The following is a 23,411-nucleotide window of genomic DNA, read 5'->3' on the forward strand; positions in this document are numbered from 1 at the left end:
GCCGGTGGGCCGTTAGTATCATCAATATCAGTATTCGCAAAACCAGATCAGTAATTCTTTAAACCGGTGTATTTCTGCCGTTATGCTACATAAGTTTGCTGTCGTGCCGTTAGGGCCCAGGCTATTCTGGCCAGCTTGTTTGCCAGAGCACAAGTGACGACAAAGTTGCTTTTCCGGCACAGTAAATCCCTGACCCAATCGGCCAATTTGCCAGACTGGTGTTCCAGTTTTTGTATGAATACCCTGGCACATTGAACCAACAAAGTTCGGATCTTTTTATTACCTCGCTTACTAATTCCCAGCAATGTCGTCCTACCTCCCGTGCTGTACTGCCGAGGTACAAGCCCTGTTGCCGCCGCAAAGTCACGGCTGCTGGCGTACTGCTTCCCGTCGCCAATCTCAGTTGAAATAGTACTCGCTGTCAGTGTTCCAACGCAGGGAATGCTCAGCAAGCGCTGTCCAACCTCATCTTCGTCCAACTTTCGTTTCAACTGGGATTCCAAATCTTTAATCTGCTCAACAAGATAGTGATAATGCTGTTGTAATTTCAGCAATAACTGGCTGAGGTAAAGAGGCAAACTATTGTCCTCAAGAAGGGTACTCAGTCGGCTAATAACGGCAGCTCCTCGGGGAACGCTAATGCCAAATTCCAGCAGAAAAGCATGCATTTGATTGGTTGTTTTTACCTTATCCTGAACCAGGGATTCACGGACACGATGCAGAGCCCGCATTGCCTGCTGAGATTCCGTTCTGGGCTGCACAAAACGCATAGACGGACGCGATGCAGCTTCACAAATAGCTTCGGCGTCGACAAAGTCGTTTTTATTGCTTTTAACGAACGGGCGGACAAATTGTGGTGATATCAGCTTTGGGGAATGCCCCAACTCTTCCAACTTGCGTGCCATAAAGTGAGAACCGCCACAGGCTTCCATTGCGATGGTTGTAGCGGGGCATGTCGCCAAAAATTCGATCAACTTTGGCCGGGTAAATTTTTTACGGTAAACAGCCTTCCCGCGACGATCCTGGCAATGAATATGGAAAGAGTTTTTACCCAGATCGATACCAATGAGCGCAATGTTTTCCATGATGGTTCTCCGAATGAAAGCCTGTCCTCAGCATAGTACTGGGAAGGAGGGAGTGACCATCTCATTAAATATCCCACGCCAAGCCTCTTTTTTGTACAAACTGACATTAACCGCGCGTAATGACCGGTATTTACCAGATCCCAACTTAACGTTATTACGCAAGACGTTATCCCCTGTCAGATTGATATGCCCCCAACCTAGTGGCAACAGGTGAGAAACCCGTTGCTCACTAATCTGGATACCCTTTCGCCTCAGTGACCCAATAGCTCTTTCTACATATATCGTATTCAACAAGATGATCGCTGCCTTCATCAATCTCAGTCCACTGGCGCGATAACGATCACGGGCGTTTCCTGCTGCGGCGCCGCCAAAAACTCGTCACGGTTATGGAATTGTGTGTCTGTCCTTTTGAGTAGACATGACCAAAGTATGGCTTCAGCTGCGTGGTCGCTTATTCGCAACGTGGTACGACAGCACAAGGTTCAGTATATTAATTGTCAAAAAAGTACAGTCAATGCTAATTATATTAAATAAATTAATTAGTTATGTTTTTAGCTGATTTTGGTTGAGCACAACCCAGCATCTTGCCCCCGCGTAATCATTTCCCCCTTCCGCTATGAAAACGCCCCCATTTTCATCGAGAGCGATGGCACCCGGTCGCTCAGCTTTGGCATCTCTTAACGTATTTTTCCAGCCATGCGGCTCGCCATCCCAAATTAACACCACGCCGCCTGTCCGATTCAGTGATGGGTTTTCTTGGCGCCAGTGGCGCGCGATTTTCACCAGATCCATGTTGATACCTCTCGTTTCATGTTAATACAACCAGCGTCCAGCCTTGGCCGATTCAACCAGCATCCTGATGGTGAGCGGTCTGAGTGGCTGTTCGGGTACCTTTGAACCAAAAAATTCAGGTGCAAAGTAGTGAGTAAACTCCATGTTGCCCGGATCAACATCCCATTAGTCCTGGATCTGGCTGGTCCGGGTCAGCTTGCATTCTGTCACTCACTATCCTCAAGGCATGTTGTACTAGGTCGCGCTGGAACGAACGCGGCTATCATTTTGGTGGGGCTGTTTGGGACACGGTGGCCTAATACCATTATGGTTTCAAATTTTCATTTTCGCTTGCCTATGTCACAAACATGCTATATATAGTAGTTTTTTAGGAGATATCGATATGACATTGAAGTTTTTTTCAAAAAATTTAATTTATTCATTATTTTTTTACACATTGCTATTTATTATGGCAAATCACACGACAACTCTGTCCACGACTGAGCTGGTGTGCTTTGTTTTATTTGGGGTATCCGCATCAGCGCTGTTTCCATTCACTTTGTTTTTTATTAAAAGTAAATTTAGCCAGTTGGCCGGGGTGTTTAACTGGGTTAACTGGGGGTTTGTTATTTGTATTGTGTTATCCATGCCGCCAATTGGCCTGTTTTTCTTGATTTATTATTTCGCTAAGGTCGACCATTAAAAATAGCCGACCTTGCTTTCACTTTTACATGGTCGTGATGAGATCATTCATCTTTCTTAAGGTTTCATCAGTAATAAGGGCACCCACAACGGCCATAATAACAGCAAACCCAACAATACCAATAGGTGCGACAGCCATTGCACTAAAGGCTACTGCGACCAAGGCAGAAGCCACTTTTCCGACAATAATGCTCTCGCCGCTGATTATCGCATCATTCCACTCACCCGTTCTTAAACCTTTTATCAGACCATTCACAAAACCACTCCATTGGATTGCATCACTAACAAAGCCAAAAGCTTTACCAAAATTCGCGAGCTGTTTTGCCATCTGCTCTTTATTTAACGACTCAAGAGCCTTGGCGATAGCTTCTCTGTCCTTTTGGTTTACCTTTTTATTAATGTCGGATTTGTATTTATCAAATGCCTTAATTGCATCTTCGGCATTTCTCAGTGTTCTTCCTTTTGCCGTATCTGCTAGTTCTTTGGCTTCCTTAGCCAATTTTTCGCTATATTTTGATGCTAATTCTTTGTAAAAGTCAGATACTTTATTGACTGCATCTTTAATTGCATCCTCCTCTTTTTTTTTCGCTTCTTCGGCTTTACGCTTGGCTTCTGCATCGGCTTTTGCCTTGGCTTCGGCTACCCTGCGGGCTTCTTCGGCTTTACGCTTGGCTTCTGCATCGGCTTTTGCCTTGGCTTCGGCTGCCTTGCGGGCCTCTTCGGCTTTACGCTTGGCTTCTGCATCGGCTTTTGCCTTGGCTTCGGCTGCCTTGCGGGCCTCTTCAGCCTTACGCGCCGCCTCAGCCTGACGCTGGCGTTCAGCTGCCTGATTTTTATTTAAAGCATTTTCCAAATCAGCCTTAACCTGGGCAACTGCCTTTGCCTGGGTCTTTTTTGCTTCATTATCATGAGTTCTGATTATCGTGCGGTTGTTATTGCTACCGCCGGTTTCCGTTCTCGTGGTCACTTTATCCGACATCGTATCGTGCGCATTTTGCCATGCCTGATTGGTCTGGACTCGAGCTGCCGGCTGCTTGTCGAGCGGGAGAGCATCAAACGCGGCTCGCATCACTTTGTAGGCGGGGGTCTGCGTTGACGCATAATCACTCCTGGGGAGGCCATTTTTCAATGCCTCCTCAATAGCGGCATTAATCAAACCAACATTGATCGGACCAGCTCCAGCCCAACCTCCAGTCTTCCCATTAGAACCGCCTGATTTAGAATCACGCCCGCCTGTTCCATGAGAGCCACCACCTGGTGTAGGGCCATCCCCTCGCTCACGACTCCAACCGCTCCCATCGCCTTTACCGCCATAATTAAAACCACCCATAATTTCCCTCTCTAGGTTATGCTATTGAACTCGACCACTGTATGCATAAACAGTACTGGTGGATGCTACACTTTCTGGAAAATATCGTCAACAGCAACGATATGAAGTATTTTAATGTAATGTAACCACTTGATATTGTTGCCTTTATACTCATACCCCCCCCAATGAAAGCATGTCCAACATGGAAGGCCAGCGTCCTTATCACATCACTGCTCGCCCTGGCAGGGTGAAATACCCCACGATCAGTGCCGAACGTCACACGAAACACTTTACCTATTCCGCAGATGACGGGTTCGATCATAATTTTGTCACCCGTAAACATGAGTCGGTCAAATTATCTATTCCGTTTTTTAAGCAATTCTGGGAAGCAGGAAAAAAGGACCGGGAAAACGGTATTACACGGGAAAAAGCAAACAAACATGTACAATATTTTTACAGCGATGATTTTTTACTTCCTTTAAAAACTACAGTGTATTCGCGGGCAAGGAATATAACGCAGCCAGGACATCACTAAAATGGCGTAAAGCCATGACTGAAGAGACAACCGGTGCTTACATAGATGGGTATGAGGGGCGTAATTAGCTTTTCAGGTGGCCGCACGTCGCCGCGTAGAGCGCAAACTCCAGTGGGTGCGCCGCCGCCCATTTACCCAGCCGTTGCGCATAGTCAGCCGAACCCCCTATGCGATCAACAAAGGATGTGTTAACAAAATTCTTGGTGTTTTATTGCTATTCAAGCATTAATCCTTTTCTCCTCGTCCTCGGATCCGAAAAAAGGCAGACTCGGAAGTTCGCTTTCAGGCGGCCTTTCGTCTGATAATATTGAGACTATGAATCCTTTGGGGAGACACCCTGAATGTGCAGTACAAACTCACAAAAAACCTGGATATGTTCAGAATTTATCACTGAGCCTTTTCTCAGCGCGAGCATCGAGACGTCCGGCAGCCTGCAAATACTGCGGTGTGAATCAAGCCTGTTTCAGCCTGGGAGCCATCTGCGACTTGATCGAACAGGCTATAGCAGAACATTACGTTCGCACGTCGAACGAACCATCAGCATTTGGATATCCCATGCTCAGGCACGGAGACAGCGATTATGGCTGGGAGCGAGAAGGTACTGACGTTGTGTATGTTATTGAAGAGCTGCTTGAGACCAGTTCGGCCGTGGCAACGGATTACTTAGGTTTGGCAGCGTTAAGTCAACCAACCTAGCCACTACAGCGTATCCTAATCACCAGGGATAATTATGTGCTTAGTTGCTGATTGATTTGTATAAATGCCAGCTCACTCGGTATATATCCACTAGGTCCGGGACTCAGAGGATTGAAAGCGGGGGCATTTTTCACCTATATCATGCCCCGTCGAAGATATTAGTAAATGACAGCATGAGAAAGCCTTCATTTTGACTTTATCATGGGGGTTATTTTGTAGAGAAAATATTATTTGATATTTAAATCTGTAATGTCCAACTCAAATTCCTCCTCCATACCCAGTTTTTTCATGATGGCGGGTAAAATCTGATGTATTGTTCTCATGCCTACCAGTAATTCATTCATATAAACATCAGGGTGTAAGCGCGATTTGTTAAACCCTAAGCTCTCTGCTTCAGCTTCATGTCCCAAGGCGTCATGAGAACTGTAAACCAAGTTCAGTAGTTCGGCTTTCAGTGGATATCCTTTACGAAAAGCGATCTCTTTAACCTGAGAGATCCACCGCCCATAATCAGAGGTAACTCGGTACTTAAACATAGTGAAGTTAGTGACAAATGCATTATTGGTATCAACCTTACTGGCTGCCAACAATAACAAGCATGACTCAATCTCCGAGCCAACATCGAACAATTCATCATCGTTATCATAGATTAACTCATAAATATAAGCATAGTAAAATCCATAGACATCATTGAGGGCGCGGTATATTTGAGATATCAGTGAAAAGTAGGGGTTCTCCTCGATCATATCCCAGTCCATATCTTCATCGGGATCACTAAAGTCCACTTCTAACTCAGTCGGAAACTCTTTCGGTATCGTGACCCCCATCTCATTCAGGGTTCTTAAGGTTTCGGCACATAATAAGCCATCAGGATCCGTTAATGGTTCAGTTTCGTAGCCAGTTTCCGCATTCTCCAATGCTGTTTCAGCAATATATTGAATAACCTGTTCCCATTTCATGGCTTGTTCCGCTGAGCCGACTAACAACACCAGATCAGGGTCCAGCGTATTAATACCGGAAAGCTCTCGCATTTTTTTCTCCATGTCATCGGACATGTATTCTCCTTTTTTCCATTTACTGACCTGTGCTGGCGATACACCAAGACGTTCTGCCAACGCCTTCTGACTGCAGGCAAGGTTTTTTAACACTAGTTCGACAAGAGCTTGGCTGGACATGAATAGAGACCTCCCGATAGCGAAATATAGTTCATTTTTTATTGAATTAAGTAAATTTAATGCTAACACAGGATTTAGTTCATATCTTATTTTTTTTACTTAATTAGTTGGCGCACTTCCAATATCGCATCTCCTTAGGGATAACGCGATGAAGGACGAATTTTTGACCGGATTGAGGAAAATTGGACTACGTGAAATCTGGTAAACTGGCAGGGGGTTATTGTCAGTCGGCAGTTTTTACGTCGCATTCCCACCGACAATGCCGTCGCTTTTCGCCCTGGCTGACAAAAATTTTCCGCTACAAGGATGTCGTTAGGCCAACCGCCCCGAGCTCGTCTTTTCCTGTCCTGTGTTGGCCTTCGGGTAACCCCCTAAAAAGCCGATCTTCACAGACTTACCCCCCGTTTCTGTGGATAACCCCTATAGGGTATAGTGACTCCGGTTTTTAACACTACATAAGGTGTTTCTAACCACTGGCGGCGGCTTGGCGGGCGTCAATCGCAGCCGCTATTTCTATCCTTATCATTCGGTATTTTTCCGTTATACATCAGTTTTACCGATTTACAGTTCTGCGGCAGCCGATTTATTGCAAACGATCACCGCAGCGTTCTCAGGCACAATAGTGGCTAAGTTTTCTGACGTCGTCCCTTTAGCCCATTGAATGTGTGTGATTTTTTATCAGATTGCGCTACGTGAAAAATAATTTCTTATCGGGGAATGGGGGAGACTTCAGATTTTACGTAGCGCGATCGGGAGAAATTACTGACTACTCCCACTCCACAAGACTGACTGGAAGGGTCCCCTTGTAAAGCACTGCAGCCGCTACGTCAGATGAGTGGCAAGAACGCGGCTTTGATGCCGCGGGTGAGCCAAAGCTTGCCATTCACTCGTTGGCCTGCGCTAGCAGTGCAGAAAAAACTAAAATGATTCACCTACTGCAGAACTCTCTTTTTTAAAACGGATGTTAACAATGAGATCTTTCGTAGGTTTACCGCTTTCATAACGCCACTTCTGCATTGCCATCCTCATCTCATTATCAAAAATACCGCTGGGATGAGACTCAAGAAGGCGAATGTTCTGGACACGCCCCTCTGCATCAACGTCAAATTTAACCCTGGCGAAATTGGTTTGTGGCTTCTGCCGGTCGGTTACTGAATTTGATGGCGATTTGGCAGTCTTCTCACTGCCGGTGCAAGCCGTCAGCGATAGCGAAAAAAGCACTAACAACATTATCTTGGCAGCAGGTTTTATCATTGTAACTCACTCCATAAGTTAGTTAATGCAACTGCCAGACTCTGGCAGTTTAGTGGCCGAAAAGCAGCTCGGTGTATTTCTTGGAAACGGCTCCGGTGCGTTTACCGCCTTCGCCGTAGTAGCGATCCTCACGGCACAGTCGCTCTTTGACATCGCAGAAAATGCCATTGGCAAAGGTGAACTCGGTCGAGTCGAAGTCACCTTGTAAATACAGCTTGGTGGCGGCTTTCTTGCCGAGATACTTCTCGGTCAATTCACGGGAAATACCATCGGTGCCATTCGCACAGGCGTAACGGTCACATAACACGCCTGATGCCGGTGACTTGAGGGATGAATTTTGCTTTGCCTGCACAGGCATCACGGATGCGGCAAGCAGCAGAGTCAGTGAGAACGAAAGTGCTATTTTATTCAATGAGTCAGCCTCGTTTAATGGCAGAGCGCCCGTTATTTGGAACACCATACTGCCATAAAAAACAGGGCGTTGACGATGTGCAATTTTACAGATTAGTCACGGAAAACGATGCAAGAATACCTATAGTGCAGAGGTTAAGCCGAATACCAATGTCGATCTTCTGATTATCGTTAAATTGAAAGCCTGCTTGCTACGGGGAAGGTTCAAGCGCCATTAACCTCTGCGACCTCAGGTAAGGTATAGTCCGCGTTTTACGGGGAAACCATGTTGACTCAATCATCCATTCGCCTGAACAAATACATTAGCGACAGCGGCATCTGTTCCCGTCGCCATGCCGATCGTCATATCAAGCAGGGCCTGGTTTTTATCAACGACTGCCTGGCCGACGTGGGCGCGCAGGTATTGGTCGGGGATCGGGTGAGTGTCAACGGTCAGCTGATTGAGCCACGCAATGCCGAAGATCTGGTGCTGATCGCGCTGAATAAACCGGTTGGCATCCTCACCAGCATGGGAAAACATGAGCGGGATAACATCGGCGATTTTGTTAACCACAGCCAGCGCACCTTCCCCGTCGGCCGCCTGGATAAAGCTTCTCAGGGGCTGATTTTCCTGACCAATAACGGCGAACTGGTCAATAAGATCCTCCGCGCCGGTAATAATCACGAAAAAGAGTATCTGGTCACCGTCAATAAACCCCTGACCGATGAGTTTATTCAGGGCATGGGGGCAGGCGTGCCGATACTGGATACGGTGACGAAACAATGCCGGGTGGAGAAAGAAACCGCGCAGGTATTTCGCATCACGCTGGTTCAGGGGCTTAACCGCCAAATCCGCCGCATGTGCAAACACTTTGGCTATGAAGTCACCAAACTTGAGCGCGTACGCATTATGAACATCACTCTGGAAGGGCTGCCGCTGGGCGAATGGCGGGACTTGACCGGGGATGAGCGAACCGAGTTATTCAAGCTGCTTGAGCACTCTTCGTCCGAGGACGGCGACCAATTGCAGGGAGCCGAGATATCGCCAGGCAACAATGGCCTGTTGCCCAACGATACCCCGTTATAAAAACCTAATTCTTTAGAAAATCAGAATGACCATCTGATGTTGGCATTGACTGCATTTACCTGAGTATCAGAACCGTATTGCCCCTGATAACCAAGATCCAGGCTGGTGGATCGCGACAACTTCACGCTCACCCCAATGTCCGCCACCATCAGGTTGTCATCAACCGCAGTACCTTGTGTGATAAACGCGTCACTGCCGGCAAAGGCCATGCGTGATGACGTGGTTTTATCGCCGTAGGCATGCTGCCAACCCAATGAGCCGTAAAGGCTGACGTTCTGCGGCAGTTCAACCGTACCGCGCACGCCCAACGTTGAATAGAAGGTATTCATCGTTTCATTGCGTACGCTAAGCGCTGCGGCACCGCCATTTTCCTGGAAATTATCGGTATGCAGGCGGATGTAGCTCAGATTGACAAAGGGCTCAACGTTCGCGTCCGTCTGCCCAAAACGGTAGCCCGCTTCGGTGAATGCCAGCAGTGAGTCAGCGTCATAGTTCGCCTTAAGCCGATCCGAGTAATTACCGAAGTTAACATTGCGCTCATTTTCCAGCCGGTGCCAGGTGTAGCCCAATGCACCACGTAACGAGAAGGCATCCTGCTGTCCTGCGGCATACAGACCCAGGTGATAATTATCGCTGTCTGACTTGGAGCGACGGCTGTCAATATTGTAGTCACCACGGCTATAACCAAAATATCCCCCAACGCGAATACTGTGGTCAGCCAATTTATGGTCCGCCCCCAACAGGAAGCCACTGGTATTGCCATCCAGTTTACCCACGTTGTCATTGCCACTGTTTCTTGCCCAGGAACCAAACGTCTGCCCCCATACACCGCTATTTTCAGCCCGCGTCGGCTGAACCAGCGTCATCGCCAAGGGGGGAACGGGCAACGGATCATTATCAAACGCACGCAACATCCGCTGATTCAAGACATTGAACAACTGGGTGCTGCCGGCAATCAGGTTAGACTGCATGGAAGGATAGACCTCGCCAGACAGTTGATTGAACGCCTCTCGCGCCTCCGGCGCACTCAATAACAACAGAGAGTTGTACAGGGCCAATGAAGGGCCGCCTTGTGCCAGAGTCGAGAGCGCGCCGGCGGTATTCCACTGATTGCCGGTTTGCGCCACCGTTTGGAAAATGCCGGGCTTGCCGCTGCCTTCTCCCGGATTTTCGCCACCAGGATTCTCACCTCCCGGGTTCTCACCACCTGGATTTTCTCCGCCGGGATTCTCACCGCCTGGGTTCTCGCCTCCCGGGTTTTCACCGCCCGGATTCTCACCACCACCTTTCTGCGCAATGGTCAGATCCACGGCATTCGCACTGTGGTTGAGCGCCACGTCCAGAAACGCAGATTTTGAGACCGCTTCGGCGAACTGCCCATCGATCCCAGCTTCCGAGGTTAAAATACGATAGCTTTGGCCGGTCTGATAACTGGTTTGCGGGTCCAACGCAGTCACCTGCACCTTCGCCTGATCGCTGATAGTGGTTTTACCCGTGACCACCAGTTTGTCACTGCTGCCATCGCCGGCAATATCGACGTCGTAGAAAGATTCACCAATGAAATTCAGATAGCGCTTCAGCGTCAAAGTGCCGATGTTGCCATCACCGGGAGAAATATGGCCACCGGACTGAATTTCCGTCTGACCCAAAGTGCCATTGCCGCCCAAGGTGCCGCCGGACTTGATCGATGCGGCACTGCTGTAACCCTGACCATTGTTGACGTCAGAACCGGCTGTCGCATTAAGAATCAATGTACCGCCATTCTCGGCACTCAGGGTCTGCACGTCGAAAGGACTGTCTTCTGGTTGCGTATTGATATCGCTGTTAATGATGATTTTACCGCCACGGGCAGTTACGTTCGCCTTAAGCTGGGTAAGATCTCCGCTCAGCGTCGTCCGCCCGGCGGTGTTGATCACTTCACCTTCACCAACCATCTTATTGCTGAAATCGTAGCTGTCGGAGGTATGGTTAAAGTACACGTAGCTACCGAATAACCCACCGCGCAGATTGACCACCGTTTGGGCATCGACAGTCCCCGCACCTCCCGCCGCACCGAGCGTGGGTTCGGTCAAGCCGCTGCCAGTATCCATGTTGCCGCGGCTGCCGATGATTAGCGCGCCCCTGTTCGAGCCCGATCCTGTGTCACCCAACCGCAGTTCGTTAGCACCGGCGGAAAATACGCCGCCATCGACGACCGACACTACGCCGTTACCATAGTCCCCAACATTGACACTGCTGGCACTGGTAAAACGCGAACCCTCGCCAGCGATATACAACTCGGCGGTTTTGCGTGAGCCTGAAACACCGGCAATCTGCGCACTGCCAACATTGACCACCCCACCGTTCAGCACATCCACATCTCCGTTGGCGGTGAGCGCCTGAGTGATGTTCCACTGAGAGTTATTGCCGGTCACCGTGGCTTTGGGTCCCAGCTTGTCGGCCTCATCGGGTATGAATCCGCTGTCAATTCTGGCGGCGGCCACGGTGGTCACTACCCCGCCATCCTCAATCAACAGGGTCGAACGCGCGCCCTGCCCGAAACCGATGCCGAGCCTGTCGCTGATAACCCTGGAGCCAGCGCCCTTAACATTAAGGTGGCTGTCGTACCCCCCAGTGGTACCAACGATAATTTCTTTCGCACTGGCCAGCGCGCCATCTTCAACCCGCAATGTGCCCTGGCCAAGATTTAAACTGCCGCGCAGAACATATTGATCGTTAATGGCGCTCAATACCGCGTTCGGTCCTCTGACCGTAACCAGACTTTCATAAATTTTGCCGTCTGAACGGGTGCCAATATTGATGTTATAGGCATTAACCTCGCCATTATCGATCAATAGGTTCCCACTTTGATTGCGGCCAACATAAACATTACCGGCGTAGGCCAAAGATTCTGTAACTTTGGATTCGCCATCAAAAATAGCATCATCGGCCCGGGCTATATCAGCAGGTCCAATCAATATCAGTGGTGCAGAAAACAGTGCGAGGTAAACTTTGGAAAGCGGTTTTCTTACCGCTAAGTGATGCGATATTTTATCTTTCATGTTCTCTCCGGCTCAATTATTCTGATGCCATCAAAGTTATTATTTATATGAAAAATTCAATGTATTAGAGGGTGTAGGTTACGTAATGTCTTGTGCACCAACTGATTGCCATCGAGACGCCAGCTTATTGCCCCCCAGCGCTAACGCCTCGATACCAAACTTATTGTGACTTCAGGCCAAATATCCCTGTAGGCGTTGGTGGATTATTTATGCGTGACAACCGGGGTGCAGCTTGGCGCGCTCAATGTGGCTGCCGATCCTAAAAACCCTGGCATCATCATCGAGGAGCAATCGAAGATCCGTCCTTTCTCAGTGGTGGCGCGGTAAGAAAGCTTTTGCCCGCCCAGCGCGTCGGGTTGAGCACCATTAACATTGGTCACGGTAATTTCGTCCGATGACCCCAAGCCGAGCATTTTTGCCGTCTCCGCCTGCAGCAAGGGTATTGCCTGATCGGTTTTCAATGTTGAACAACCGCTTACCAGTAAAGTAACGGCTAAAGCGATAAATGGTTTCTTCATAAATTATCCTTTTCAACCAAACAGATCCAAACACTGAATGGCTCTATGTTTTATCTTGTCCAAATCCCCACATAATATATTTCTCTTTCCTAAACGAAAAAACCCTCCTAAAGTAGGGAGGGTCAATAATAAAAATCGTCAGAACCATCTGATATGCTTAGGCGAAAGGAGATAGCTTTGGGGCAGGATTATGCACTGGTTGTTGATGACCATCCTTTGGTGGCAAGTGGTATTGCCAATTTCCTTAATTCGCATTGTCGATTCAAACATGTTTATGTGGCAACCAACGAAGATAATTGCTATCGACACATTCTTGAAAATGGTGCCCCGCGTTTAATCGTCATCGATTTTTGGTTATCCGATGGCACGGCATTAAAATTGCTGAAAGAGATAAAACAGCTCTATCCTCAGGTACGTTTACTGGTGGTCAGTGGTGACGAGAATAATGAAATATGGCAAAAAGTGCGTGATGCCGGTGGTCACGGTTTTGTACTTAAAAACGAACCGCCTGAATCATTTGAAAAAGCCGTTTTTGCGCTGACCGACAATCGGCAATGGTTTCCTCTGGATAACTCCATAGATAGCGCCAGTGTCAAAAATAACTTCCATAATTTTAATTTAACCCCACGGCAAATTGACGTTTTAACCATGATGATGCGCGGCTTACCCAATAAGAGAATTGCCGCACAGCTCTCTATTTCCGAACCTACAGTCAAAGAACACATCAGTAATATCTTGAAAAAAATAGGCGTTAACAGCCGGGTGGAGGCGATTACTTTACTTCATGGCAGACAGGCTCCATCAGAATGAAAATAATTCAGTCTTTACAGGATGATGGGATCTCTCCGCGGGCTCAAATTCGCCTGCTGGACAATACCTTTCTACGCCTGGTGTTTAGCTTCAGTGCCGTGCCTCTTGTCGGCATCCCTTTCGCAATTTGGATTTATTTACTGGGGGAAAACCTGTGGCCCATTACTAGCTGGATAGTCTTGTATCTTTGCTGTGCCGTGGCTATCAGAGTATGGCATCGCAGCTATAAAAATGAAGCCAAGAAAAAAGACGCAGAGGCTATTCTCCGCCGCTGGCTACCGCATATTAATAAAGTCGCCTTCGTTCATGGCTTAGGCATTTCCTCATTATATGTAATCACACCGCAGACCGGGAATTTTGATTTCTTCTTATTATTGAACATCAGCATAGCGGCTATCGTCGCGGCAAATGCAACACATCTGACGCCAATCATTAGCACCTTTACCCTGTTTTTCTTTTCCTGCTGGGGCATGCTGAATATTGGTATCATCTGGCGATTAAACGATGTCATGTTTATTGTGTTGATGCTTAATCTGCTTTATGGGTTCGCCATCTACCGCCACGCGTTGAGCTCTCATAAATTCTTCATCCAGCAAGCCCGCCTCGAAGAGAACAGCTCCCGCCTTGCAGAACAATTTAGGCAGGCCAAAGAAGAAGCGGAACAGGCCCTGCTGGATAAAAACCAATTTCTTACCACCGCCAGCCATGACTTACGCCAACCGGTGCATGCCATGGGTTTTTTGATCGAAGCCATCATTCACAAAAACCGCGATACCACGCTCACCCCGCAACTCATGGATCTGCAGCAAAGCGTGCGCTCCGTGCACCTGATGTTTAATTCTTTACTCGATCTCAGCAAGATTGAATCCGGCAACGTCAGCACCGCCACTACCCACGTGGATATTGGAACAGTGCTCGATTCGGTAATTACGCTGTTTCGTGAAGAAGCGAATAGCCGGAAATTATCACTGCGGACCTGGCGGCCCAAGCGACGAGTTCTCGTGGTGGGCGATCAATTACTCATCAGGCAATCACTGATTAACCTGATCCAAAATGCGCTGCGTTACACGCCAAAAGGCGGTGTATTGATAGCGATCCGCCCGCAAAGGGGTGAATGCCTGTTCGAGGTATGGGATACCGGCGTTGGTATTGCCGACGACGAAAAAGGCAAAGTCTTTTCCCCCTATTATCGTCCCGAACTGGCGTGGAAAATTGATAGCGCCGGCCATGGATTGGGGTTGGCGGTCGTGGCACGCTGCGCCAAATTGATGAAGGTGAAATACGGCATGCACTCCGTTGAGGGTAAAGGATCCCGATTCTGGATGCGCTTTGCCCTGTACACCGGGGAAGACAAAACACCCGAAATCGCAAGCACTTACTCAAATACCATCACCCCTGCTCGCTATGCGCCGCTATACGGTTCCTGCCTGGTCGTGGACGATGATCCGCTGGTGACTTCTGCCTGGTCGAGTTTGATGAGCACCTGGGGCCTGACCGTGCGCTGCGCCGCTTCCGCAAAGGAGGCTTTTGCCATTATCGATGAAGGCTTTCGCCCTTTCGCCGTACTCTGCGATCAACGGCTTCGCTCTGGCGAGAGCGGCTTCGATATTTTGAAAGCCCTGTTTGACCGCCTGCCGGATACCAGCGGTGCCATGGTCAGCGGTGAATTTAACTCACCCACTTTGCAACAGGCCGAGCAGGAGGGCTATCTGGTATTAAGAAAACCATTGGAACCCGCAAAACTCTATGTGTTGCTGTCGCAGTGGGCATCTTGTTAGTGGGGAGGCTTTAAACCAGTGAACCCACACCGGAATTCCGTTTCCGTATGGGTTAGATTTCAGGGGGAAATCCCTTTTAGATCTCAAGCCCACGCATCAGGCCTTCAAGGTTTCGCTCACCGTCGCGGGTCTGGGCACCCGCCTTAAGCCCACCCCGAATGAGTTTTTCTGCTGCCGGGCGTTCGAACAGCCCTGCCCAGGCATCGTGCTCGCGATAAAAGCCTTCCCGCAAATCTGGCGCGGGCATCGCCTTCTTGGCTGCCGCAATCACCCCTTCGGGCAAGGCCGCGATGTTTCGCGCCAACCGATCGACGAAGCCGTCAAGTTCAGCGGCAGGCAATGCGCGATTGATCCACCCATAGCGTTCCGCCGTGGGCGCATCGATAAGCTCGGCGCCAAGCACTACTTCAAGAGCACGACCGCGCGTCATCCGACTGGTCAGATACTGGGTAGCCCCGCCGCCGGGGGTGATACCCATCAGCGCTTCACATTGGGCGAGTCCCGCCAGCCCTTCTGCGGCAAACGCCATGTCGGCCGCCGCCACAAATTCGGCACCACCGCCGCGTGCCAGCCCGGCCAACTTGACGATCGTGACCTGTGGCTGCGCGCGCAAAAGCTCACCGAACGCCTGGAACGGATTAAGCCCTTCAGGAGCATCACGTGCAAGCTCATCGAAAGCATGGGGTTCATCAATTAAGGTCATGTCGACGTGAGCAATAAAAAACTCGGGATTCGCACTCTGGAATACCAGCACTCGCGTGTTCGGATCGTCACGAACAGCAACAAGAAAGCGGCTAAGTTCCGACATCAAAGACACATCGAGAACATTTACCGGCGGATTGTTGATGGTAATCGTCGACACGCCAGCGTCATGGGAAATACTCAGCCTGCCGAAATCTGTATCAGTCATGTCAATTTCCTGGGTGGTTTGCGGGACATTGGCACCGGGTTTGGGTGCTGTTCACTGCATGGTATACTTTGCATACCTAGGGTCAATTACGCACTTTAAGCATCCCAGGGATGCTGGAGGATACCGATGAACCAGACCGATCCGATCTACCGCGCCGACTGCCCAAGCCGCATTATTCTCGACCAGATCGCGGATAAATGGTCAATGATGGTGCTGGAGGTGCTGCGCGAGCCACGGCGCTTCAACGCCATCAAGCGTCGCCTCGATGGCGTCACTCAACGCGTACTGACCCAGACACTGCGCAAGCTTGAGCGCAACGGCATGGTAAAACGCAGGGTGTTGGATGGCCGAGTACTGGGCGTCGAATATTCACTGACACCGCTCGGCGAATCGTTGCAGGGGCCGTTCTCAATTTTATTTGATTGGACGCTGGGAAATATGGAGTCGATACAGGACAGTCAACGCAGATATGATGAGCAAAACCAACAGGGTGAAAATTGAGGCTGACAGCCTCAATTTCCTGTGCGATCAATGGCTGCGTACATCCAATAATCTCGGGCCTGCCCGCGCACTCGACGGTATTGCCTTATCAAGCCTTCGCGTTGCATGCCCACTCGCTCCAGGACGGCAATGGACAATATGTTGCTATCAAGGACAGTAGCCTGCACACGCTGAAGGCCCAGAACAGTGTGCGCCCAATAAATAACGGCACTCGCCGCCTCAGTCGCCAAACCCCGGCCACAGTGGCTCGGGTCAAGATCGTAGGCAATTTCAGCCCGGCCATGATCGCGGGATATGTCGTTCAACCCCACCGTACCGAGCAAACTGTCACTCGAATCCACAATGGCCCAACGAAGTGAATCTCTGCCTTCGGCATAGTCAGCAACCAGCTTTTCGAGGTTGCTCGGGCCGACATCCCCCCAACTGGTATGTTCAATAACCCCAGGCTCACTCAAATATGCCGACCACGCATCAACATCATTTGGTCCCAGCGGCCTTAAAGACGCGTAAAGCTCGTCGGGTAGCGGTATTCGTATTGGCAATGTCGTCATAGCACCTCCGGCGAATCCTTCAAAACCTGGCGGTCGAGTACTCTTCATTCGCGAACCTGCCAAGGGCTCACTTCCGGTGAGTTCCCGACCCTATAACCTCTGAGCAGTTAATTAAAATAAATGCCGCTTAACTCCGGCAGCCTTTAGCAGATAATCACGCGAGGCTTCTATTTTTATCAGCAGAGCAGCCTGATCAACCCCCAGCATTTTACCGTTCTGTTTGACCATCTTCCCGGCAACAATGACCGTATCAACATTGCTGGTGTCCATCAACGTGACAATCGTGCCGGCAGCATTATTGAGTGGCATAACGTTCAGTGTGTCGGCGCGTAGCATGACAATATCGGCCTCTTTTCCCGGTGTCAGGGAACCTGTGCGGCTGTCTAAATGCGCTGCTTTTGCGCCTTCAAGAGTGGCAAAACGCAAAATATCCTGGCAACTGAGCAACGCGGGGACATTTTTCTCTCCGTCCAGTACCCGTTGATTGATTAAGCCTCTTTGCAAGGCATAAGAAGCTACTCGATCCCGACGACCGTTATGTTTTGGCTGCGGCCATCCGCTGCGGTACAAGCGTGATCGTGACCTTCAACCAACGGGACTTTCCCACAGGCGTACTCGCCTCCTACGGAGTGAAGTCCCAACATCTCGATGAGTTTGTGGAGAATCTCTTAGACCTTGATGCAGCAGCAGTACAGCACCAGCGAGCGCAACTCAAGAACCCACCTACTGACGTCGATCATTATCTGGAGTTTCTATTGCGGCAACGATTGGTTCAGGCAACTAAGACTCTGGCGACTTATCGCGCTATTCTAGCGACTCCTGTTGACCGAGAATTGCCATAACGCTTCATCTTGGCTCAACAGCGTACTTAAAGCGAGTACAAGACCACCATGGCCGAGCAAATAGCATGCGCAACTCAACATCGTGGGAGGCATGCGTTGCGGCTCAATCCTCATACTAAAAGAGGCTGGTAAGTGCTGGACTCAATATGCACAAATTATAGGTTGGGCTACTGCTAGCTTCACCATCATTGGAATTGGTTTATTGATCGCAACCTTGTCTTCATAGGTTTGGCGAAATAGCCGACATACTACGATCGATTGCAGGTCTATACGCGGCAATAATTGCTAAAAGAAAGATCTGTGGGCAGCACCAGGGGAAGAACACAATGCCGAATTTACTTATGAATCCTTTCAGGCTGCGGCCGATTTCAGAGTCTGATATTGATCAGGTTGTTGAAAATGCTGGAGGGAAACGAGCACATCCGGACGCTGATCACCGAGAGCAGCCCGGTGCCGACTATGTGCTGGGTAACTGCGTTATAGAGTTAAAGGCACTCGATGATGAGGGTTTAGCAAAACCAGAAAGACAAGCCAAGCTTGCTGCTTTGTTCCGCCCCCTTAATTCCGATAAACCAGTTGTAGTTCTGGATCGTGACTCTTTGCCTTCATCCGAGCAGAGAAATTTTGATCGAATTCTAGAAGGACCAATAAAAACGGCAATCAGCAAAGCCAGAAAACAACTCAAACAATCTCGGCTTGAGCATGAAGAAACGACGACTTCAATTATTTGGTTTATCAATAACGGCTACACCGCGCTCGATCACGATGCATTGCTCAAACTGATCGCGCATCGGGTACGAAATGACACTAATGAGGTTGATGGGGTCATTGTTTCGGGCTGCTACTTCCACAGCGACTCCTACGACAGTTTTTTCTTGTATCCCTTTGAATACGTGCCCATAAATCTGGACAAGAATTTTCCAGAGTCCGACGATTTACGCCGTGCTTGGAACGACCTCGCTGATAGGAGCATGACTGCTCTCATGCAACAGGCTCCGGGGAAGCAGGAGGTAAAGGGGCCGGTGATAGACACCCAATTCGACATTGATAACGTCACTTACGTCAAACCGGCTCCGCCAATCGGAGGCAAATCAGAATTCTTTCGTAATGGCCGCCCAAGATTGAATAGTACAGGGATAACTACATCGCCTCCTGTGGGATTGGTTTTTGGCGATCTGTCGCTTGGGCAATGGACAACATTTCATGAGAACCTACCAAATGCGCAATGGCTTCGGACAAACCATGAGGACTGGAAGCTGGGAAGAGCAGATGCGGCTAAACAGGCAACAGATAGGCAAATTTTTATCTCGATCCCAGTGAATTGGGATGCTTGGGTCAAGTGGGTTGGGCAGTCAAGAGAGCATCAGCATTTGACAACGCATCATTATGCAACCCACATCTTTCAAGAAAGAATATCCGTGCTTCTAAATGAAGCAAAAGATATAGACGGGGTAAAAACTTTACCCAACAGGTACATGCTTATCGTTACCGAAGAAATTGGGCAAGACAAAGGCAACGACATTTCCCATGCTGCCATTGTTGTAGAAAATTCAGACGGAACCCAAGATTTTGAAGAAATCTTTTCCAATCAAAGGTTGTTCCATGAATATGCAATGATGCTGGGCTGCGCACATGCGATTGCCCGAGATGTTGAAGTGGTCAGATGGCATAAGAACAAAACTTATGCATGGATCTGACCTTGATGCAGTAGCGGTGGTAGCCGCTGCGCAGAGCCAGCGGGCGCAACTCAAGAACCCGCCTATTGACGTCGATCGCTATCTGGAAATTCTATTTCAGCAAGGATTAATTCAGACAACCAAAGCCTTATCGTTTCATTCTCTAATCCCGATACCATGTTGGGATTACATACCCCAACATGGTATCGGCGTTTTTCCCATAGCGCGCTCTTCGCACACCATGAAAAATGCCATTAATGATGTGGAATACACAGTTGTCGCAATGATTTATCACAACAAAATCAATATATTGCAACAAACATTCACTCCTACTCGATTATAAACAGAACTTCAAACCGCTTTATATTAAATGTTTAAGTTGATGAAAACTTCAAAATACCATGAAAAAGAACATACCAAATTGATGCCATTCTCGCTCGAAACGTGGGCTTCCGCTCAGCAGACCCGCCCTCAATTAGTCGACCGAATGAAATTTGCCCTAACCCCGAGGGGCAAAAGAACAGACCACGATTTGCAGACGGGACGCATGTCATGTGAAAGGAGGCAGGTCCATGTGGGCAGCTGCCTGGACAAGGACAATGCATCGCTCCTTCGCACGTGTCACTGCATTATAGAGCAAACGCCTCTTCTGCTCGTCGCTTCCACCAACCGCTGCCGGCCAGAGAACAATGACATTGTCAAATTCTCGATTCTTGGCACCGTGAACTGTCATCCCATTCCATCCACGCACTTCGCTTCGTCGAGATTGACGGCGCTGTGAAAATGATTGCTCCACTAATTTCACGACTTCATTCCTTGAGAACTCCACCTTCGCCTTGGTGCGACGTTGGATCTCCAACCATTCGGTCACATCTCTGGCTACTCTAGCGTCACCAGCAGCTAAGAGGACGGCAGCAATGGAAGATGCATCAGCCTGGTTGGCTAGTTGAATAGTGGCGAGGTACTCGGTTGCAGCTTTTGCTTCCGACTGTTCCCAAGGAATGCTGTAAGGGCCTGCACCTTTCTTGGTATTATTCGCAGCGGCCCAGGTCAACGCAGCTCTCGCAAACGTCCCAAGCGTTGGAGTGATGATCGCAACACTCTTGCCTCCGCCGTACCAACTCAAGTTGGAGTTGATCCATGCTCCAGCCAACGGTGGCTTCGGCGTTTGCGCAACTACGAAGTATTTCCCGGACTGTGGCGCTTCGCCGGCGCGAATCGCTCGCGCTGCATTAAGCAGCTCATCGACGTTGGTCCGCCGTGGCTGCGTAAGTTCTTCAGGCGCGCATACTTGGGACAGCCAAATGCATGCTGGGTTGGGTCGAAGCTCCTCGCTGAGACATTGAAACTCGTCGGCCGCAACGAATACCTCCAATCTTTTGGCCAGACCTGCAACCATGCCGAGGCGATCCACAGTCATGTCTTGGGCTTCATCTACGACAAGGATAGGAAACGTCGCCACCACCCAGCTTTGGACATCCTTGATCTGTACGAGCACACTGGCAGCTTCACATACGCGCTCGTACTCACTTGGCTCTATATTTACGAAGCCGAGAGCTGCGGCAAACGAACGCCAACGTCGAACAAGACGCCATGCGAAGCTATCAATAGTTGTGCATTCCGTCCTACCCCTCAGGTTCTGAAGCATTCCAAGACGCTCTTCCAGACGTCGACGAGAGCCATGCATAAACGTAAGCGCTAGGATCTTCTGACCTGCATGAAGTGGTGTTGCGTCCAGATACGCAGACAGCGAAGCCATGAGCATGTGGGTCTTGCCGCAACCGGCGCCGCCGGTAAATGCGTGGACTGTCATGGCTGGAAGACCCACACTCCATCGGCTCCACGGGCAAATCGCTGCGTAGCTTCGTCGCCGACGCATGCACAAGCAAGACCGCTCAGTAAGTCCGCTGCACGCCCCCTGCATGCTTGTGTCGTAGCAATGGCATCAGCGAGGCTTTCATAGGCAATGATGTCCATCTTTTTGGACTTAAGGTGCGCCACAATGTCAGCGCTCGACGTGGGCGGCTGCGGGGAGATTTCCGCCAGTTTCGCTACCACTACGGCTTCTTCCGCTTCGAGGATCCAGCCGATGGCATCCTCAATCATTGCGCCATTGTGCCAACGGATGATCGCGCTCGGCGGTGCAGCTTCTTGCCGCAGTTGATCTGCGTACGCTAGGCCGGCCGCGTCTCCGTCCACGAGGCAACATACTCTCTGGTGAAGCCGCCTCATCAGCCTCTGAGTCTCAATGACATTTGCATCCTCTGTGGGAACTACACCGACTTCGATACCGAAAGGGCGTGGCATCGTATCGATCCATCCTTCTGTCATCATTAGCGGCCGTAGAATGCAACGGATTAGTTGGAAATCGGCACGACCTTCTGGAACAAGAAGCACGGGCTGCATTAACGCACTCAGCACGTCCATGCGGCTGTGCTGGAAAAACTTGCGTTTCCAATTTGGAGCCGCCGCAGCAAGTGGACTGGCCAAGAAAGGCTCGGCTGAAAGAACCCCCTCATGCTTTTTCAAGATCAAAACGGAGGTCGGATCCGCGATGCTGGCGACGAGCGGCGAATGAGTAGTGACGAAAGTCTGGGTCGATAGCGCTTGAACGCGCTGAACCAGTCGCTGCTGCGCAGAAGGTGGGAGATGGATTTCAGGCTCTTCCAGTGCCATCAGGAACTCTCCACCATTTAAAGCACGAGCGCGACCAAGCTCAAGAAGTAATAACAAGCCTTGCATGGATACAAGCCCGCTGCCCTGCCTCCCTGCGGGAATGCTGAAGCCATCCGTTCCTGCAAAATGGGCTGAAACTGCCTCCATCACAGACCGACTGTCGGTGTTTGTGAGCCTCAACTGGACTTTTGGAGCGTTCGGGAACGAGAGTGCAAGCTCACTATTTAGATTCTGGATCAGCGGCTGAATATCCGGGTCGGCATCGATTGGCTGGGCCGGTGCCCGCAAGCGGTCTCGCTCAGCGAGCAATGCCCCCGCAGGCTGAGCCGCAGCCGCCAGCACCGTGCGCTTGAAAAGCTCATTGCCCCATGAGAAGACTTTGTCCCAGGTCCGGCTCGCGCGCACCAGATAGAAACTCAGTTCCTGTATAAGCTTGCCAGGCACTGGGGCAGGTGCCTCATCAGCAAAAGGGTCAATGGGCTCTTCATGGTCATGGAAGTAGCGTATGGTTTCCACGGCCAAGCTCTCATGGTCAAAACGAGCTTGCACACCAACCTGGCAACATAGCTTCCACGCCGGGTTGTCGCGTCCCGGGTGCACTTGGCCTGTCGTCTCATCGAGCCATTTAACAACCGCTCTCTCATCACGAAACCACTGGCTGCTCTGCTCTGGGTCGTCTTCCGGAAAGTCAGTGACCGTAGCTACAATCTTGATTCGATCAGCCGCCTGCGGGTTAGATCCATAAAAGTCATGCTCGGTCAGCTCCCGCACTAAGCGATCTCTGCCAAGCACAAGAGTCATCGCTTCGATCAGCGTGGTCTTGCCAGTATTGTTATCTCCAATAAGAACAGGATGCTTGCCGAACTGTACAAAGCCCGTTTTCACACCACGAAAATTCTCGATCCTCAAATTGGCTACCCGCATTCTTCGTTCCTTTTTTAAGGGGGTAAATCACTGGTTTTCGCCGCCATGTCCTCCAACCTTCAAACGAGCCCCAGCTCGAGCCATACCGAGGTATCGATCAACAGGTTCAATCTCATTCGTGATCGCGCCTTCTCTATCCAACGCTGCTGGACTACCCGCGCTATCCCACAGACCTTGCAG

The 23,411-nt window shown here is 49.9% G+C and carries 21 protein-coding genes and 2 pseudogenes; 8 read left to right on the forward strand and 15 right to left on the reverse strand.

Going from position 1 to position 23,411, the window contains the following annotated elements; all coding sequences use genetic code 11:
* Positions 1-80: 80 nt before the first annotated feature.
* The 5 genes and pseudogenes from QOT07_RS18860 to QOT07_RS18880 all read right to left on the reverse strand — a co-directional run bounded on the left by QOT07_RS18860 (position 81) and on the right by QOT07_RS18880 (position 3,888).
* A complete protein-coding gene (locus QOT07_RS18860) occupies positions 81-1,085 on the reverse strand; it encodes an IS110-like element IS4321 family transposase (RefSeq protein ID WP_022542389.1) in 1,005 nt (334 codons plus the stop codon).
* 27 nt (positions 1,086-1,112) lie between these two features.
* Positions 1,113-1,439, reverse strand: a pseudogene (locus QOT07_RS18865) (Tn3 family transposase); the annotation flags it as partial.
* Between the two features lie 189 nt (positions 1,440-1,628).
* Positions 1,629-1,877, reverse strand: coding sequence for an antirestriction protein ArdR (locus QOT07_RS18870; protein WP_283603735.1), 249 nt, complete (start codon positions 1,875-1,877; stop codon positions 1,629-1,631).
* A gap of 21 nt (positions 1,878-1,898) precedes the next feature.
* Positions 1,899-2,042: pseudogene (locus tag QOT07_RS18875) on the reverse strand (DUF1493 family protein); the annotation flags it as partial.
* Between the two features lie 541 nt (positions 2,043-2,583).
* On the reverse strand, positions 2,584-3,888 hold the full coding sequence (locus tag QOT07_RS18880; protein ID WP_283603736.1) for a colicin-like pore-forming protein: 1,305 nt from the start codon (positions 3,886-3,888) through the stop codon (positions 2,584-2,586).
* A 181-nt stretch (positions 3,889-4,069) separates the two neighbouring features.
* Between QOT07_RS18880 and QOT07_RS18885 the strand changes: the two genes are divergently transcribed.
* Positions 4,070-4,402, forward strand: coding sequence for an Exc2 family lipoprotein (locus QOT07_RS18885; RefSeq protein ID WP_283603737.1), 333 nt, complete (start codon positions 4,070-4,072; stop codon positions 4,400-4,402).
* Positions 4,403-5,325: 923 nt separating this feature from the next.
* Here QOT07_RS18885 and QOT07_RS18890 read toward each other — a convergent pair.
* The 3 genes from QOT07_RS18890 to QOT07_RS18900 form a co-directional block, all read right to left on the reverse strand.
* The gene (locus tag QOT07_RS18890; protein WP_283603738.1) at positions 5,326-6,273 is read right to left on the reverse strand and encodes a helix-turn-helix domain-containing protein; all 948 of its coding nucleotides are present in this window, start codon (positions 6,271-6,273) and stop codon (positions 5,326-5,328) included.
* Positions 6,274-7,191: 918 nt separating this feature from the next.
* Positions 7,192-7,527, reverse strand: a complete 336-nt coding sequence (locus tag QOT07_RS18895) for a TonB family protein (protein ID WP_283603739.1) — start codon at positions 7,525-7,527, stop codon at positions 7,192-7,194.
* Between the two features lie 49 nt (positions 7,528-7,576).
* The gene (locus QOT07_RS18900; protein ID WP_283604396.1) at positions 7,577-7,885 is read right to left on the reverse strand and encodes a YcgJ family protein; all 309 of its coding nucleotides are present in this window, start codon (positions 7,883-7,885) and stop codon (positions 7,577-7,579) included.
* A 318-nt stretch (positions 7,886-8,203) separates the two neighbouring features.
* Between QOT07_RS18900 and rluF the strand changes: the two genes are divergently transcribed.
* Entirely contained in the window at positions 8,204-9,004 is an 801-nt protein-coding gene (gene rluF, locus QOT07_RS18905; RefSeq protein WP_283603740.1) for a 23S rRNA pseudouridine(2604) synthase RluF, read from the forward strand.
* A gap of 20 nt (positions 9,005-9,024) precedes the next feature.
* On the opposite strand, the gene QOT07_RS18910 is transcribed toward rluF, so the two are convergent.
* A complete protein-coding gene (locus tag QOT07_RS18910) occupies positions 9,025-12,045 on the reverse strand; it encodes an autotransporter outer membrane beta-barrel domain-containing protein (protein ID WP_283603741.1) in 3,021 nt (1,006 codons plus the stop codon).
* Positions 12,046-12,248: 203 nt separating this feature from the next.
* The gene (locus QOT07_RS18915) at positions 12,249-12,563 is read right to left on the reverse strand and encodes a putative periplasmic lipoprotein (protein WP_085118217.1); all 315 of its coding nucleotides are present in this window, start codon (positions 12,561-12,563) and stop codon (positions 12,249-12,251) included.
* 177 nt (positions 12,564-12,740) lie between these two features.
* On the opposite strand from QOT07_RS18915, the gene QOT07_RS18920 reads away from it, so the two are divergent.
* On the forward strand, positions 12,741-13,373 hold the full coding sequence (locus QOT07_RS18920; protein ID WP_283603742.1) for a response regulator transcription factor: 633 nt from the start codon (positions 12,741-12,743) through the stop codon (positions 13,371-13,373).
* Positions 13,370-15,151: a hybrid sensor histidine kinase/response regulator gene (locus QOT07_RS18925; RefSeq protein ID WP_283603743.1), complete on the forward strand. Its 1,782-nt coding sequence runs from the start codon at positions 13,370-13,372 to the stop codon at positions 15,149-15,151. The genes QOT07_RS18920 and QOT07_RS18925 overlap by 4 nt, the downstream gene beginning before the upstream one ends.
* A gap of 76 nt (positions 15,152-15,227) precedes the next feature.
* Here QOT07_RS18925 and QOT07_RS18930 read toward each other — a convergent pair whose 3' ends face one another.
* The gene (locus QOT07_RS18930; RefSeq protein WP_283603744.1) at positions 15,228-16,061 is read right to left on the reverse strand and encodes an enoyl-CoA hydratase/isomerase family protein; all 834 of its coding nucleotides are present in this window, start codon (positions 16,059-16,061) and stop codon (positions 15,228-15,230) included.
* Positions 16,062-16,187: 126 nt separating this feature from the next.
* Between QOT07_RS18930 and QOT07_RS18935 the strand changes: the two genes are divergently transcribed.
* Positions 16,188-16,562 carry a winged helix-turn-helix transcriptional regulator gene (locus QOT07_RS18935; protein ID WP_261259000.1) on the forward strand — a complete coding sequence of 125 codons (375 nt, stop codon included), beginning with the start codon at positions 16,188-16,190 and terminating at the stop codon, positions 16,560-16,562.
* Between the two features lie 11 nt (positions 16,563-16,573).
* On the opposite strand, the gene QOT07_RS18940 is transcribed toward QOT07_RS18935, so the two are convergent.
* Both QOT07_RS18940 and QOT07_RS18945 read right to left on the reverse strand, forming a co-directional pair.
* Positions 16,574-17,113, reverse strand: a complete 540-nt coding sequence (locus QOT07_RS18940; RefSeq protein ID WP_283603745.1) for a GNAT family N-acetyltransferase — start codon at positions 17,111-17,113, stop codon at positions 16,574-16,576.
* A gap of 111 nt (positions 17,114-17,224) precedes the next feature.
* Positions 17,225-17,683: an amidohydrolase family protein gene (locus QOT07_RS18945; protein WP_283603746.1), complete on the reverse strand. Its 459-nt coding sequence runs from the start codon at positions 17,681-17,683 to the stop codon at positions 17,225-17,227.
* A gap of 86 nt (positions 17,684-17,769) precedes the next feature.
* On the opposite strand from QOT07_RS18945, the gene QOT07_RS25950 reads away from it, so the two are divergent.
* The 3 genes from QOT07_RS25950 (at position 17,770) to QOT07_RS18955 (ending at position 19,974) form a co-directional block, all read left to right on the forward strand.
* The gene (locus QOT07_RS25950; RefSeq protein WP_488175599.1) at positions 17,770-17,955 is read left to right on the forward strand and encodes a VapC50 family PIN domain-containing toxin; all 186 of its coding nucleotides are present in this window, start codon (positions 17,770-17,772) and stop codon (positions 17,953-17,955) included.
* Positions 17,956-18,281: 326 nt separating this feature from the next.
* Complete coding sequence (locus QOT07_RS18950; protein ID WP_283603747.1) at positions 18,282-19,652, forward strand: hypothetical protein; 1,371 nt, start codon at positions 18,282-18,284, stop codon at positions 19,650-19,652.
* Positions 19,639-19,974: a VapC50 family PIN domain-containing toxin gene (locus QOT07_RS18955; RefSeq protein ID WP_283603748.1), complete on the forward strand. Its 336-nt coding sequence runs from the start codon at positions 19,639-19,641 to the stop codon at positions 19,972-19,974. The genes QOT07_RS18950 and QOT07_RS18955 overlap by 14 nt, the downstream gene beginning before the upstream one ends.
* Positions 19,975-20,181: 207 nt before the next feature.
* Here QOT07_RS18955 and QOT07_RS18960 read toward each other — a convergent pair whose 3' ends face one another.
* Positions 20,182-21,444: an ATP-binding domain-containing protein gene (locus QOT07_RS18960; RefSeq protein ID WP_283603749.1), complete on the reverse strand. Its 1,263-nt coding sequence runs from the start codon at positions 21,442-21,444 to the stop codon at positions 20,182-20,184.
* The gene (locus tag QOT07_RS18965) at positions 21,441-23,231 is read right to left on the reverse strand and encodes an ATP-dependent nuclease (protein ID WP_283603750.1); all 1,791 of its coding nucleotides are present in this window, start codon (positions 23,229-23,231) and stop codon (positions 21,441-21,443) included. Before QOT07_RS18965 ends, QOT07_RS18960 begins: the two co-directional genes overlap by 4 nt.
* Between the last annotated feature and the right edge of the window lie 180 nt (positions 23,232-23,411).

It is taken from the genome of Serratia proteamaculans, assembly GCF_949794035.1.
Classification (GTDB): domain Bacteria; phylum Pseudomonadota; class Gammaproteobacteria; order Enterobacterales; family Enterobacteriaceae; genus Serratia; species Serratia proteamaculans.